Source organism: Verrucosispora sp. WMMC514 (assembly GCF_027497295.1).
GTDB lineage: Bacteria > Actinomycetota > Actinomycetes > Mycobacteriales > Micromonosporaceae > Micromonospora > Micromonospora palythoicola.
Genome location: NZ_CP114906.1, coordinates 4,942,179 through 4,956,708 on the forward strand (window position 1 = coordinate 4,942,179; position 14,530 = coordinate 4,956,708).

The 14,530-nt window shown below is 70.5% G+C and carries 13 protein-coding genes and 1 tRNA gene; 11 read left to right on the plus strand and 3 right to left on the minus strand.

Going from position 1 to position 14,530, the window contains the following annotated elements; translation table 11 throughout:
• The first annotated feature begins 22 nt into the window (after window positions 1–22).
• On the plus strand, window positions 23–628 hold the full coding sequence (locus O7597_RS22990; RefSeq protein WP_269740826.1) for an NUDIX hydrolase: 606 nt from the start codon (window positions 23–25) through the stop codon (window positions 626–628).
• Window positions 629–736: 108 nt separating this feature from the next.
• Here the strand turns inward: O7597_RS22990 and O7597_RS22995 are convergent, their stop codons facing one another.
• The gene (locus O7597_RS22995; RefSeq protein ID WP_332317185.1) at window positions 737–1,048 is read right to left on the minus strand and encodes a TM2 domain-containing protein; all 312 of its coding nucleotides are present in this window, start codon (window positions 1,046–1,048) and stop codon (window positions 737–739) included.
• Window positions 1,049–1,284: 236 nt separating this feature from the next.
• Here O7597_RS22995 and ald point away from each other — a divergent pair, with 236 nt between their 5' ends.
• From ald to O7597_RS23045, 10 genes are all read left to right on the plus strand, one after another.
• On the plus strand, window positions 1,285–2,400 hold the full coding sequence (gene ald / locus O7597_RS23000; RefSeq protein ID WP_281580659.1) for an alanine dehydrogenase: 1,116 nt from the start codon (window positions 1,285–1,287) through the stop codon (window positions 2,398–2,400).
• On the plus strand, window positions 2,397–3,416 hold the full coding sequence (locus tag O7597_RS23005) for a site-specific tyrosine recombinase XerD (protein ID WP_281583305.1): 1,020 nt from the start codon (window positions 2,397–2,399) through the stop codon (window positions 3,414–3,416). The genes ald and O7597_RS23005 overlap by 4 nt, the downstream gene beginning before the upstream one ends.
• Before the next feature lie 239 nt (window positions 3,417–3,655).
• Window positions 3,656–4,579: a ParA family protein gene (locus O7597_RS23010; protein WP_164450082.1), complete on the plus strand. Its 924-nt coding sequence runs from the start codon at window positions 3,656–3,658 to the stop codon at window positions 4,577–4,579.
• 94 nt (window positions 4,580–4,673) lie between these two features.
• On the plus strand, window positions 4,674–5,807 hold the full coding sequence (locus tag O7597_RS23015) for a ScpA family protein (protein ID WP_281583306.1): 1,134 nt from the start codon (window positions 4,674–4,676) through the stop codon (window positions 5,805–5,807).
• Entirely contained in the window at window positions 5,804–6,736 is a 933-nt protein-coding gene (gene scpB, locus O7597_RS23020; protein WP_281580660.1) for an SMC-Scp complex subunit ScpB, read from the plus strand. Before O7597_RS23015 ends, scpB begins: the two co-directional genes overlap by 4 nt.
• Complete coding sequence (locus O7597_RS23025) at window positions 6,723–7,493, plus strand: pseudouridine synthase (RefSeq protein WP_269740830.1); 771 nt, start codon at window positions 6,723–6,725, stop codon at window positions 7,491–7,493. Before scpB ends, O7597_RS23025 begins: the two co-directional genes overlap by 14 nt.
• 147 nt (window positions 7,494–7,640) lie before the next feature.
• A complete protein-coding gene (gene cmk, locus O7597_RS23030) occupies window positions 7,641–8,321 on the plus strand; it encodes a (d)CMP kinase (protein ID WP_269740831.1) in 681 nt (226 codons plus the stop codon).
• The gene (gene der, locus O7597_RS23035) at window positions 8,318–9,718 is read left to right on the plus strand and encodes a ribosome biogenesis GTPase Der (RefSeq protein WP_269740832.1); all 1,401 of its coding nucleotides are present in this window, start codon (window positions 8,318–8,320) and stop codon (window positions 9,716–9,718) included. Before cmk ends, der begins: the two co-directional genes overlap by 4 nt.
• 150 nt (window positions 9,719–9,868) lie before the next feature.
• Window positions 9,869–9,942 (plus strand) — tRNA-Pro (locus O7597_RS23040).
• A gap of 520 nt (window positions 9,943–10,462) precedes the next feature.
• Window positions 10,463–11,602, plus strand: coding sequence for a site-specific integrase (locus tag O7597_RS23045; RefSeq protein WP_281580661.1), 1,140 nt, complete (start codon window positions 10,463–10,465; stop codon window positions 11,600–11,602).
• Window positions 11,603–11,610: 8 nt separating this feature from the next.
• Here O7597_RS23045 and O7597_RS23050 read toward each other — a convergent pair whose 3' ends face one another.
• Window positions 11,611–12,165, minus strand: coding sequence for a hypothetical protein (locus O7597_RS23050; protein WP_281580662.1), 555 nt, complete (start codon window positions 12,163–12,165; stop codon window positions 11,611–11,613).
• A gap of 268 nt (window positions 12,166–12,433) precedes the next feature.
• Window positions 12,434–14,464 (minus strand): alpha-L-rhamnosidase C-terminal domain-containing protein, encoded by a 2,031-nt coding sequence (locus tag O7597_RS23055; protein WP_281580663.1) that lies wholly within the window; start codon window positions 14,462–14,464, stop codon window positions 12,434–12,436.
• Between the last annotated feature and the right edge of the window lie 66 nt (window positions 14,465–14,530).

The following is a 14,530-nucleotide window of genomic DNA, read 5'->3' on the forward strand; positions in this document are numbered from 1 at the left end:
CGGGTGACCCGGTGGTGGGCCGGTGAGCGCCGTCGAGCACCGCTACGAGGTGCGCTCGCGGGAGCTGCGCTACCGCGGCCGGATCTTCGAGGTGGTCACCGAGGAGGTCACCATGCCCGGCGGTGGCACCGCGGCGCGTGACCTGGTGCGACACGTCGGCGCGGTGGCGGTGGTGGCGCTGGACGACGCCGGTCAGGTGGTGCTGATCCGGCAGTACCGCCAGCCGGTCGGCCGGCGGTTGTGGGAGTTGCCGGCCGGGCTGACCGACGTCTCCGGGGAGGATCCGGCCGTGACGGCGACGCGTGAGCTGGCCGAGGAGGTCGACCTCACCGCCGGCCGGCTCGACGTGCTCGTCGACGTGCACAGCTCGCCCGGGTTCACCGACGAGCTGGTCCGGGTCTTCCTGGCCCGGGATCTCGGCGAGGTGCCGGCCGAACAGCGACACGACCGGCACGACGAGGAGGCCGACCTGCAGATCGTCCGGATCGACCTGGACGAGGCGGTCGGCATGGTGCTGGCCGGTGAGATCAGCAACGGACCGTGCGTGGCGGGACTGCTGGCCGCCGCCCGCGCCCGCGACGCCGGCTGGTCGGGGTTGCGCCGGGCGGACGCGCCGCTGCCCCGCTGACCCGGCGCGATGTGCCCGCCCGAGGTGGGCCGGATCTCGTCAGGCTGGGTGGGAACGGCGTGTGGGGGCCGGGCGGTGCACCGCCCGGCCCCCACGTGGTGTCACGGGTCAGTCGCGCAGCGGACGGCCCTGGGCGTCGACGCCGCCGTTCACCAGGATCAGAATGCCGTCGACAAGGCCCCAGATGCTGCCGAAGCCGAACGTGCAGACACTCACGACGAGCTGCAGGACACCGGTCTTGACGTCACCGATGTAGAACCGGCCGGCGCCGAAGAAACCGAGCACGATGCCGAGGACACCCGCGACGACCTTGCTCTTGTCGGAAACGCCCTGGGGATACCCGGGTGGGATGGGAGGAGTGGTCATGAAGCGACACAGTAGTGATCCCTCGGTCGCTGTCCGCACCGGTGCGCACCAGATGGGACGATGGTGCCGAACACCGTCCGCACGGCTGATGTGACAGGCACCGCCGGGCGGGGCCGCACACCTGACACATCGTCAACGGCCGCGGCGAGCAGGTGTCACAGTGCAGGCTCCGCTGAGCTGCGGTCCCGCCTAGACTGCCGCCGGCGGGACCGGTCGACCGGGGTGGCAATGGGGCCGCCGCGGCGCCGCGCAGTCGGGGTGAACGTGCCCCGAAGAGAGGTGTCAGCATCGTGAAGGTCGGCATCCCACGCGAGGTCAAGAACCACGAGTACCGGGTGGCGATCACGCCGGCCGGCGTCAACGAGTTCACCCGCGGCGGTCACCAGGTCTTCGTCGAGGCCGGCGCCGGGCTCGGGTCGAGCATCACCGACGAGGAGTTCGCCGCCGCCGGTGCCAAGATCCTGGAGAGCGCCGACGAGGTCTGGGAGGCCGCCGAGCTGGTGCTGAAGGTCAAGGAGCCGGTCGCCGAGGAGTACCACCGGATGCGCGCGGGACAGGTGCTCTTCACCTACCTGCACCTGGCCGCCTCCCGGGACTGCACCGAGGCGCTGCTCGACCGCAGGATCACCGGCATCGCCTACGAGACCGTGGAACTGCCGGACCGGTCGCTGCCGCTGCTCGCCCCGATGTCCGAGGTGGCCGGACGGCTCGCCCCGCAGGTCGGCGCGTTCCACCTGATGCGTACCGGCGGTGGCCGGGGGGTGCTGCCCGGCGGCGTCTCCGGCGTGTACGCGGCCAAGACCGTGGTCATCGGCGCCGGCGTGTCCGGCATGAACGCCGCCGCGATCGCCCTGGGCCTGCAGTCGGAGGTGCTGCTGCTGGACAAGAACGTCGGTCGGCTGCGCCAGGCCGACGCCATCTACCGGGGCCACCTGCAGACCGTCGCCTCCAACGCGTACGAGATCGAGCGGGCGGTGCTGGACGCGGACCTGGTGATCGGCGCGGTGCTGGTGCCCGGCGCGAAGGCGCCGAAACTGATCTCGAACGAGCTGGTCTCCCGGATGAAGCCGGGCAGCGTACTCGTCGACATCGCCATCGACCAGGGCGGCTGCTTCGAGGACTCGCGACCCACCACCCACGCCGACCCGGTCTACCGGGTGCACGAATCGATCTTCTACTGCGTGGCGAACATGCCCGGCGCGGTGCCGAACACCAGCACCTACGCGCTGACGAACGTCACCCTTCCGTACGCCCTCGAACTGGCCAACCACGGCTGGCGCGAGGCCGCCCGCCGCGACCCGGCGCTGGCGCTGGGCCTGAACACCCACGACGGACAGGTGGTCTACGGTCCGGTCGCCGAGGCGCACGGCCTGCCCACCCTGCCGTTGACCGAGGTGCTGGCCTGACCGGCGAGCGACCGACCCCGGACGGGACCGGTGGGGGCGAGCAGCCCGCGCCGGCCCTGCGCCGTGCCGTCCGCGGCTACCTGGACCACCTCACCGTCGAACGTGGACTGGCCGCGAACACCCTCGCGTCGTACCGCCGGGATCTGGACCGCTACCTCGGCTCGCTGACCACCGCCGGGGTGACCGACCTGTCGGCCGTCTCCGCCGGGGAGATCGAACGTCACCTGGCCCGGCTGCGAGCCGGCGCCGACGGGCACCCGCCCCTCGCGGTCTCCTCGGCGGCCCGAGCCGCCAGCGCGGTACGCGGACTGCACCGGTTCGCGCTGCGCGAGGGCCTCACCGGCGCCGACCCGAGCCGCGACGTGCGGCCCCCCGCCGCGTCCCGACGGCTGCCCCGGGCGCTGCCGCTCGACGACGTGGTCGCGCTGCTGGAGACCGCCGGACCGGTCGACGCGGCCGGCGACACCGCGCCGCTGGCGCTGCGGGACCGGGCCCTGCTGGAGTTCCTCTACGGCACGGGGGCGCGGATCTCCGAGGCGGTGGGCGCCGCGGTGGACGATGTGGACCTCGACGACGGGGTGACCGTGCTGCGCGGCAAGGGCGGCCGGACCCGGCTGGTGCCGATCGGCGGATACGCGTTGCGGGCCCTCGGTGCGTACCTGGTGCGTGCCCGACCGGGGTTGGCCGCCGCCGGCCGGGGCACCCCGGCGATCTTCCTCAACGCCCGGGGTGGGCCGCTGACCCGGCAGGGTGCCTGGGGCATCCTGCGCCGCGCCGCGCAGCGGGCGGGGCTGACCGTCGACGGCCCCCGGGCCGTGTCGCCGCACACGTTGCGCCACTCGTACGCCACCCACCTGCTCGACGGCGGGGCCGACGTGCGGGTGGTGCAGGAACTGCTCGGGCACGCCTCGGTCACCACCACCCAGGTCTACACCCTGGTGACCGTCGAACGGCTGCGCGAGGTCTACGCCACCGCCCATCCCCGCGCGCTGCACCGACCGCCGTCCGGCCCGTGATCGCCGGTGCGGTGGCAGCCGATGCGTGCCGCCGTGGAGCGCGCGTCGGTGGCCTGACCTGCCGGTGGCCGCAGCCGCCGTCCGACACGCCGAGCGGGTGCCGAACGCCCTGCTGGCCGGTGGCGTACAGTCGGCATGGCGCGGCCCTCGCGGCGAGTGGACCGGGGTGCGCAGCGGCGCCGCGAAGGACGTCGGGCGGCTCCGATGCCGCACGGTCGCCGGGAGGGGGCAACGAGGACATGGCTGGCAACGGTGACCGTGCCGAGACCTGGACGTCGGAGCTCCGCGAGCAGCAGAACGCCCTCGGCTCGGATCTGGGCCCGGCGGACCCGGCCGCCTACACCATGCGTAAGCCGATCCCCGAGCCGATGCCCACCGACCGACACGGGCCGGCCCGCATCATCGCGATGGCCAACCAGAAGGGCGGGGTCGGCAAGACCACCACGACGATCAACCTCGGTGCCGCGCTGGCCGAGTACGGCCGCAAGGTGCTGCTCGTCGACTTCGACCCGCAGGGTGCCCTCTCGGTGGGGCTGGGCGTCAACCCGCACAACCTGGACCTGTCGGTCTACAACCTGCTCATGCAGGACGACGTCACCGCCGACGACGTGCTCATCAAGACCGACGTGGCCGGGCTGCACCTGCTGCCGGCCAACATCGACCTCTCCGCCGCCGAGATCCAACTGGTCAACGAGGTGGCCCGCGAGATGGCCCTGGCCCGGGTGCTCAAGAGCATCCGCAAGGAGTACGACTACATCCTGATCGACTGCCAGCCGTCGCTGGGCCTGCTGGCGATCAACGCGTTGACCGTCGCGCACGGCGTGCTCATCCCGCTGGAGTGCGAGTTCTTCAGCCTGCGCGGGGTGGCGCTGCTGCTGGACACCATCGACAAGGTCCGCGAGCGGCTCAACTTCGACCTGGAACTCGAGGGCATCCTCGCCACCATGTACGACAGCCGCACCACCCACTGCCGTCAGGTGCTCCAGCGGGTGGTGGAGGCGTTCGGCGACAAGGTCTACCAGACCGTGATCACCAAGACCGTGAAGTTCCCCGAGTCCACCGTCGCCGGCTCACCCATCACCACGCTCGACCCGGCCTCCTCGGGGGCCCGCAACTACCGTCAGCTGGCCCGCGAGGTGATCGCCGCGCAGGCCGAGCGGTAGGAGGCGCGGAACCGAGGTGTCCCGACCGTGGACTACCGTCGTCGGCGTGAGCGCCCCGCCCCTCGACCCGACCGCCCCGGCGGCACCGCAGCCCGTGGTGGCCGACCCACCCGCGCCGACGGACGCGACCGGGTTCACCGTACGGCTGGCCAACTTCACCGGCCCGTTCGACCTGCTGCTGCAACTGATCGGCAAACACAAGCTCGACGTCACCGAGGTCGCCCTGCACCAGGTGACCGACGAGTTCATCGCCTACATCCGGGCCATGGGCGACGACTGGGACCTGGACGAGGCGAGCGAGTTCCTGCTGGTCGCCGCGACCCTGCTCGACCTGAAGGCCGCGCGGTTGCTGCCCGCCGCCGAGGTCGAGGACCCGGAGGACCTGGCCCTGCTGGAGGCGCGGGACCTGCTCTTCGCCCGGTTGTTGCAGTACAAGGCCTACAAGGAGGCGGCGGCGCACATCGCCGCGCTGGAGGAGGTCGGCGGTCGCCGCTACCCCCGGGCCGTCACCCTCGAAGCCCGCTACGCCGAGGCCCTGCCTGACCTGGTGCTGGGGATCGGCCCGCAGCGGCTGCTCAAGCTGGCGGTACGGGCGATGACCCCGAAACCGGTACCCGAGGTCTCCGTCGCCCACGTGCACATGGTCCGGGTCAGTGTCCGGGAGCACGCCGACATCATCGCCGAACGGCTGCGCCGGGCCGGCACCGCCAGCTTCTCGCTGCTCTGTGCCGACTGCGAGGCCACCCTCGAGGTGGTGGCCCGGTTCCTCGCCCTGCTGGAGTTGTACCGGCAGGGTGTGGTGGCCTTCACCCAGGAGCAGGCGCTCGAGGAGTTGACCGTCCGCTGGACGGGTCCGGCCGACGGCGGCCCGGCCCTGACCATCGACGAGTACGCGGGCACCCCACCCGAGCCCTCCACCGAACCGCCTTCCGGGCCGGAGTCGCCTGCTGGCCCGCCGCCGGATGGCGGACCGGTGGCGGCGGACGGTGCTGGTGACACTGCGAGCACCGGTGACGCCGATGCTGGCGGTGCTGGGCTCGGCGAGGCTGGTGCTGGTGCTGGTGCTGGTGCTGGTGCTGTCGGTGTCGGTGTCGGTGGTGTCAATGCTGACGGCGGTGTTCGTGCGAGGGCTGGCGTGGGCGGTGTTGGCGCTGAAGGCTCTGATGCCGAGGGTGCTGGGCCCGGCCAGGCTGAGGCGATGGGAACGACCGAGGAGCAAGCTGGATGAGCAACGAAGAGCGGCCGGATTCCCTGGCCGACCAGGCCGCCGCCTGGATTCCACCGTGGCAGCGCCCGGCTCCCGCCCCACCAGAGAACCCCACCCCACCCACCGACCCCACCCCACCCGCCGCGGACGCCGCAGATCTTGGTCCGCAGGTGCCCCTCCAGGGTCGGTCTTCGTCCAAGATCGAACTGGTCGAGGAGCGCGCTGGGGGGCGGGTCGGCGATGATGGAGAGACGGGGGAGGGGGTCTCGGCAGAGGGCGTCACGGGGGAGGGGGTCTCGGGACGTGACCTGGGGGCAAATGTCTCGGGGGAGGGGGCCTCGGGTCCGGGGCGGAAGCGGTCAGCAGCGAGGGCCCGGCCGGTAGCGGAGCCGCCGCCGGAACTCGACGACGCGGAGTTGCGTGGCGCGCTGGAGGCGATCCTGCTGGTGGTCGACGAACCGGTGAGCGAGCTGGTCCTCGCCCAGGTGCTGGAGCAGCCGGCCGAGCGGATCGGCCCGATGCTGGACGAGATCGCCGCCGGCTTCGCCGCCGCCGGTCACGGCTTCGAGCTGCGGCGGGCGGCGGGCGGGTGGCGGCTCTACACCCGGCCGGAATACGCCACCTACGTCGAGCGGTTCGTGCTCGACGGGCAGTCGGTGCGACTGACCCAGGCCGCGCTGGAGACCCTGGCGGTGGTGGCGTACAAGCAGCCGGTGACCCGGTCGCGCATCTCCGCCATCCGCGGTGTCAACTGCGACGGGGTGATCCGTACCCTGGTCACTCGCGGCCTGGTCGAGGAATGTGGCATCGAGTCCGACAGCGGGGCCCACCTGTACCGGACGAGCACCCTGTTCCTGGAGAAGCTCGGCCTGAACAGCCTCGACGACCTGCCGCCCCTGGCCCCGTTCCTGCCCGACGACGTGGAAGAGCTTGCCGATGCCGCGCGATGACCGCACCCCCCGCCCCGACGCCCCGGTCTACACCGGCCCGGAGCGCCTGCAGAAGGTGCTCGCCGCCGCCGGTGTCGGCTCCCGGCGGGCCTGCGAGGACCTGATCTTCCGGCGGCGGGTGACGGTCGACGGGCGGGTGGCGCAGCTCGGCGACAAGGTCGACCCGACCACGGCGGTCATCCACGTCGACGGCGAGCGGCTGGCGGCCGACACCCGGCTGGTGTACCTGGCGATGAACAAGCCGCGCGGGGTGGTCTCCACCATGGCGGACGAGAAGGGACGCACCGCGCTCGCCGACTTCCTCGGCAACCGGGTCGAACAACGCGTCTACCACGTCGGGCGGCTCGACGCCGACAGCGAGGGGCTGCTGCTGCTCACCAACGACGGCCACCTGGCGCACCGGCTGACGCATCCCTCCTACGGGGTGCCGAAAACCTACCTGTGCGAGGTCTCCGGCCCGATCCCGCGCAACCTGGGTAAGCGGCTGTCGGCCGGGATCGAGCTGGAGGACGGCCCGGTGACCGTCGACGCCTTCCGGGTGGTGGACAGTCTGGGGCGTACCGCCCAGGTCGAGCTGACCCTGCACGAAGGCCGCAAACACATCGTACGGCGGCTGCTCGCGGAGGTCGGCCACCCGGTGAGCCGGCTGGTGCGTACTTCCATCGGGCCGATCCGGCTCGGCGACCTGCGTGCCGGGCGGACCCGGAGGCTGACCAACGCGGAGGTCGCCGCCCTGTTCAAGGCCGTGGGTGACTGAGGCGGCGGTGGCGGGTACGGCTGCGGGTAGGCTGCCTGACGGCCCGGCCGGTGGCGCGCCACGGCGCCGGGCATCATTGGACATGTGTGGTCAACCGCTCGCGGTCGTTTCCGACGGATCGTGAGGTACGGGCTGAGGAGGACGACGGTGGAGGAAAACGTGCCGGCCGGGCGCTGCGTGGTCGCTGTGGACGGGCCGTCCGGTTCGGGGAAGTCCACCGTCTCCCGACGGCTCGCCACGAGCCTCGGCGGGCGTTACCTCGACACGGGTGCGATGTACCGGGCGATCACCTGGGCGGTGCTGCGCTCCGGCGTCGACCTGACCGACACGCAGGCGGTGGCGAAGGTCGCCGGCGAGGTGGACCTGCGCATCGGCACCGACCCCACCGGGTACGGCGTGACTGTCGACGGAGTGAACGTCGAGGCCGACATCCGTGGCCCCGAGGTGACCGCCGCCGTCTCGGCGGTGGCCGCCGTGCCGGCGGTCCGGGCGCTGCTGGTGGCCCGCCAACGGGACATGATCATCAAGGCGGGCCGGATCGTGGTCGAGGGTCGGGACATCGGTTCCGTGGTGGCCCCCGACGCCGACCTGAAGGTGTACCTGACCGCGTCGGCGGCGGCGCGGGCCGCGCGACGCAGCGCCGAGAACGCCTCCGATGTCGCGGCCACCGCCGCCGACCTGGCCCGACGCGACCAGCTGGACTCGACCCGCAAGGCCGATCCGCTGGCCCAGGCGCCGGACGCGGTGGTCCTGGACACCACCGAGCTGGGCATCGACGAGGTCGTGGCGCGGCTGCGGGCACTACTTGTCGAACGGTCAGTGGCGTGAGCGACGACGGCTGGATCGAGCTGCGTGAGCCCGACCTGGACACCGAGGAGCAGACCGGTCCGCAGCCGGTGGTGGCCGTGGTCGGCCGTCCCAACGTCGGCAAGTCCACGCTGGTGAACCGCATCATCGGCCGCCGTCAGGCGGTGGTCGAGGACGTGCCGGGGGTGACCCGCGACCGGGTGCCCTACGACGCGCAGTGGTCCGGGCGGGCGTTCACCGTGGTGGACACCGGCGGCTGGGAACCGGACGCGAAGGATCGCGCCGCGGCGATCGCGGCCCAGGCGGAGACCGCCGTGGCCACCGCCGACGTGGTGGTCTTCGTGGTCGACGCGACGGTCGGCTCCACCGACGTCGACGAGGCGGCGGTGAAGATGCTGCGCCGCAGCGCCAAGCCGGTGATCCTGGTGGCCAACAAGGCCGACAACGCCAGCATCGAGTTGGAGGCCACCTCGCTGTGGTCCCTCGGCCTCGGCGAACCGCATCCGGTCTCGGCCCTGCACGGCCGGGGCTCCGGCGACCTGCTCGACGCCATCCTGGCGGCGCTGCCGGAGGCACCGAAGGTGGCCGAGTACCGCCCCCGGGGCCCACGTCGGGTGGCGCTGGTGGGCCGGCCGAACGTCGGCAAGTCCAGCCTGCTGAACCGTTTCTCCGGCGAGGAACGGGCGGTGGTCGACGCCGTCGCCGGCACCACCGTCGACCCGGTGGACAGCCTGGTCACCATCGGCGGCGACACCTGGCACCTGGTGGACACGGCCGGGCTGCGCAAGCGGGTCGGCCGAGCCAGCGGCACCGAGTACTACGCCAGCCTGCGTACCGCCTCGGCGATCGAGGCGGCCGAGGTGGCGGTGGTGCTGCTCGACTCCAGCGAGCCGATCAGCGAGCAGGACCAGCGGATCCTGTCCATGGTGACCGAGTCCGGCCGGGCGCTGGTGATCGCCTTCAACAAGTGGGACCTGGTCGATGCCGACCGCCGGTACTACCTGGACAAGGAGATCGAACGGGAGCTGCGGCGGATTCCCTGGGCGATCCGGCTGAACCTGTCGGCGAAGACCGGCCGGGCGGTCGACAAGCTCGCCGCCGCCCTGCACCGGGCGCTGGACAGCTGGGAGACCCGGATCCCCACCGCGCAGCTCAACGCGTGGCTCACCGCCCTGGTCCAGGCCACCCCGCACCCGGTGCGCGGCGGCCGGGCACCCCGGATCCTGTTCGCCACCCAGGCCGGCGTGGCCCCGCCACGCTTCGTCCTCTTCACCACCGGTCCGCTGGACGCCGGCTACCAGCGCTTCGTCGAGCGTAAGCTGCGCGAGGAGTTCGGCTTCGAGGGCAGCCCGATCGAGATTTCGGTACGGCCCCGTAAGAAGCTCGGCCCCGGCGGTCGCGGCAAGGCCCACGGCTGACCCCAGCCACGCCGACACCCACGCCCCACCCCTTCCACCTATCCTCCTAGGATGCTGTAGGGGTGGTGGCATGGGTGGGGGCTGTGCGACGGGAGGGAGTAGCTGCGCTAAGCTGTACCGGCTGTCGCGGGCTACGGCTGGCGGTGGCATCGGGACGTGGCGCAGCTTGGTAGCGCACTTGACTGGGGGTCAAGGGGTCGTCGGTTCGAATCCGGCCGTCCCGACTTGAAAAAGGCCAGCTCGGCTGGCCTTTTTCACTTATATCTATGGATGTGTTGATCAGGTTTTGACACTTGATTCTGCCCGTACGAGCGTACGGTCTGAGGTCGATCGCCGTCCTGCCTGCGCCCGGGCGACGAGCGCGCGTGGCTCGGCGGCATCCGATGTTGTGCGGAGTTCGGTAGAGATCGCGATGACGGTGCAGGCCGCTTGAGCAGGCGTAACGGCCTTGTTCTCTGCCATGCGGCCCGGAGGCTTCCTGCGTCTTGGCACCGCGGCCCGGCAGGGCTTACCTCAGGTCTCGACGTCGTCCTTTGTAGATGGTCCTGACACACCTTCGACACGGATGTCCGTACGGTGACGTCGGTCCTTCCCGCCGCCGCTCATGACCGACCCGCATCGGATGGTCGGCCGCGTGTGTTCTGCGTCGGGCAGTTGGTCCGTTGTGTCTGCGGGTGGCGGGGTTCCCATGGCGGGGTGGGCCTCCAGTGCTGGAGGTGACTGCCAGGCGGTGAGGAGGTCGTCGTGGTCGATGGTGGTGTGATCGTTCGTGACCCGAAGTCCGGGTTGTACGGGTTCCGGCTGGAGATGGGACGCGACCGTAACGGGGCGCGGATGCAGGCCCGTCGGACGGGGTTCGTGACGGAGAAGACGGCGTTGGTCGAGTACCGTCGGCTCAGCCGTCAACGTGACGCGCGGACGGTCCGGCCGAGGCTTACCGACACCGTCGAAACACTGTGCGAGGACTGGCTTCGTGCCCGTGAGCAGGAACTACAGCCGAACACTGTCTACAACTACACGTGGCTGCTCAGCCTGATCTACCCCTACCTGGGCACGGTACGAGGCTCGCGGCTCAGCGCCAGGATGACCGAGCGTGCCTACCGCCACCTGGAAGCGGCTGGCTACTCCCGCACCACCCTGCGCACCCTCGACCTCGTGCTGACCAAGGCATACGGCGAGCAGACCGGCTTGACCCTCGGCGCGCGCCGGCCACGCGAAAGCGACACCCTGCGGCCTGTCTGGACCCTCACCGAAGCGCGCCGCTTCCTCGACCACATCCACCATGACCGGCTCTACCCGCTGTGGCGGCTGCTGCTGGTCACCGGCCTACGACGCGGCGAACTGTGCGGCCTGCAGTGGCGCGACCTGGAACCGGACCTGGCCACCCTCACCGTCCGCCGGCAACGCGTCGTCGAAGACCCGGCCAGCCGAGTCCGCGACAAGCCACCCAAGTCCCACAACAGCACCCGAACCCTCATCCTCGACCCGGCAACCCTCAAGACCCTCACCGCCACGACAGTGACCGCTGGTTCGCGGTACATGTTCACCGGCCGCACCGGCCAACCCCTGCGGCCCGACAACGTCACCAGCCGCTTCAACCACCTCGCCACCCGCGCCGGAGTCCGCCCCATCGGACCCCACCAGATCCGGCACCTGCTCGCCTGCACCTACCTCGACGCCGGATACGGCATCCACGAAGTCGCCGAACGACTCGGCCACGACCCAGGCACCCTCATGCGCTACTACACCCGCATCAACGCCACCCGCCGCCAACAAGCCACCGAACACATCGCCCAACTACTCACCGAACCGCCGCAGAAGAATGATCAGCCAGGGGCTGCGGCCATGATCAGCCAGGGTCGATATGAACCAGACCCAGGTTAAAGATCAAGCTAGACCGGGTCGAACTGCCAGGCAAACCCGATCACCGAGCGGTCGACGACGTCAACGCAGTGGTAAACGGCATTCTCCACGTCCAGCTCGACCGGGTGCTGGCGGGCGACTCGGTCGTCGGGGTCTCGGTAGTCCGCCCACTCCGTCCACCAGACCTGGCGGGGCAGCCGCGCAGGATCGAACTGTACCCGGATTGCCACCTTCTCCAAGCGACGGTGCGCCACCCGCCGGAACACCGGCTCGACGTCGGCGGAGTAGTGAAACCGGGTGATGTACTCCATGCTCGTCATCTCGCCCCGGTTGAGCCGCCGATAGGGCTCGCCGGGTATGCCACCCTGCACGCGCTCGACCTCCACCTCATCGGTGTCGAAGGTGTAGCGATAGGTGGTCAGCCCGTCGACCAGCGACCGGATGTCCTGGATGGTCCGATGCGACGCGGGCTGGCCGTCGGCGCCGAGATAGTGGAATTCGTGCAACGAGATCGTCTGGTATTCCGGCGGGTCCGACACTTCCCCGGCGAGCGGTGGAAGGTCCCCGTAGATGACCCGGGGCAAGTTCCACACCCTCCCACTGCCGCCACAGGCCGGCGGCGTGCGCATCGCCGATCCCGAAGGCGTCCGCACTGCGCTGGCCCGTTGACCCGGTCGCCCTCGGCGCTGCGGGTGGTGATCGTGCCCGCCGGCGGCCTGTCGAATGTTCGGGAAGACTGCGGAACGAGACCGCTCGGCCCGTGACCACCGCTCGCCTTCACGGTGGCCACGGGCTCTTACCCTGCCTGTCACGACCCGCCGAGCAGTGCTCGTCCGCGGGGGTGCCGGCTGACTACGGCGCTGAGGTGAACTCGAAAGTTCCGGCACTCACGTTGTAGACGTCGTAACCGCCGTCGCGGCGGACGAACGTGGCACCGGGGGGTGGCGTCGTGGTGGCGGACGCCGACAGTAGCGGTACCCAGACCTGACCGCTCGTGCCGGCCGGCGCTGTCACCTGGATACGGAACTGGTTGGCGGTGTCACGGGCCCACCTGACCGTGAGTGCTCCCCGCGCTGTGGGCACCTGGCCCTGGGCCCAGTTCAGGGTGGCCGGCCTCGGCTTCACCTGCCAGGTCGAGTACCCCGGATGTACCGCAGTCGGCCCGAGGATCGACTCGGTGATCAGCTGGGTCGGGCCGGCTCCCCAGGCGTGAGCCAGGCTGTCGAAGCCACGTGACGGGAGACCGTTGCTGTTGACGAACTCCCAGAAGGTCCCGGTGTAGTAACCGCTGTTCGGATCGACCTGGATGCCCCAGTGCCGACGCAGGAGTTCGACGGCGCCGGCCGTGTCGCCACTGTCGAAGCGGGCCATGACCTCCCAGGTGTTGTTGAGCGGTTCGATTGTGTGGCCGTATGGATCGGCCATGCTCGGTGCCGGCTGGCTGATCTGACTACCGTGCGTCTGCCACCGGCTCCTGAAGTACGTGAGGATGCCCTGCACCCGTTCCGGCGGCGCGACGCCCAGCCGGATCGCGTTCATGTTCGCGTCCAGCGGGAAGACGTTCGGCCGGTCGTAGGTGTGCTTGTAGAGGCCGGCCGATGCGTTCCACAGCCGCGCGTTGATGGCGTTGCGCAACGCGGTGGCCTTGTTGGTGTACTCGGTGACCCTGGCGGCGGTGCCGACCCTGCTCTCCATCCAGATCATGTTCTGGAGCAACTCGTAGTAGGCGAGGCTGTATTCAGTCACCTCGCCGTTCTGGGTGGTCTGCCAGTAGTCCGGGTCGTTGGTCACGACGAGACCGTTGGCGTTGAGCCGCGTCGCATGATAGGCGGCCGCCGCTTGAAGCTTGGGCCGCAGGGCCGTGATGTACGGCGTGTCGCCGGTGTAGCGGTAGTACTGGATGGCGATGATGGCCGAGTACGCCGAGTAGGTCACCGCATAGTCGAACTTGCCGCACCCACGGAAGCCGACCGCGCTGGTCAGCCGGCCGTTCGATGCCTGAAGGTTCATGATGCTGTCGATGGAGCCCTTGACGTACGGGACGCTGTTGGTGCCGAGGGAGAGCTGCATCACCGGGTTCGTGATGAGCAGGTCGCCGGACCAGATCGCCCGGTCGCGCTTGGCGCCGTCGAACACGACGGGCATATTGAAACAGGAGGCCACGCCGACCGGCACCATGTCCATCTGGGCGGTGTAGGCGCCGGCGTACCACATGCGGTTGAGCTGGTCGTCGCTGGACATGAACCAGCCCTGGTACCTGTCCGGTGTGGCGCGGTAGGCCCGGAAGGTGAGGCCGGCAGCGGTCAGCGTCAACGTACCGGGGGTGGTCAGCTGGACCGCCATGAAGCGCAGGCCGCCCCGCAGACCGCCCGTGTAGGTCCGGGCGCCGGTCACGCTCAGGGTGATGGGGGAGCCGTTGTCGTTGTTGTAGATTCCGCTGCTGTTCGCGGTAAGGAAGGGCAGGGCCTCGCTGGTGGTGACCCGCAGGGTGTTCGAGGATCCGCCGGAGGGCGTCGACGAGGAGACGCTGGCGTAGGGATTGCCGCCGACCTCCTTGCCGAAGTCGAGCACCACGGTGGCCGGTGAACTGCTCGACGTGGTGCGCAGCGTGGTCGATCCGCTGCCCTGACCGATCAGCGCCCCGGCGTTGGTCACCGAACCGCTGGTGCGAACGATCTGGACGGGACGCACGTTGTCACTGGTGGGAGCGGGCACAAGGCTCTGCCAGTTCGGGTTGGCTGGCCACGTGGGCGGTGCGGCCTTGGCGCCCTGCACGGACAGCAGGGTCGCGGCGACGCAGGTCGCGATGGCGACGACAGCGGTGAGGGCGACACGTGTGCCGCTGAGCGGTCTGCGTTGAGGAAGAAGGACAGCCTTGAGCACCTGGACCTCCAGGGGGACGGGATGAAACTGCCGATGCGGGCATGCTGTGGTGCGCAGTGGGGTGGT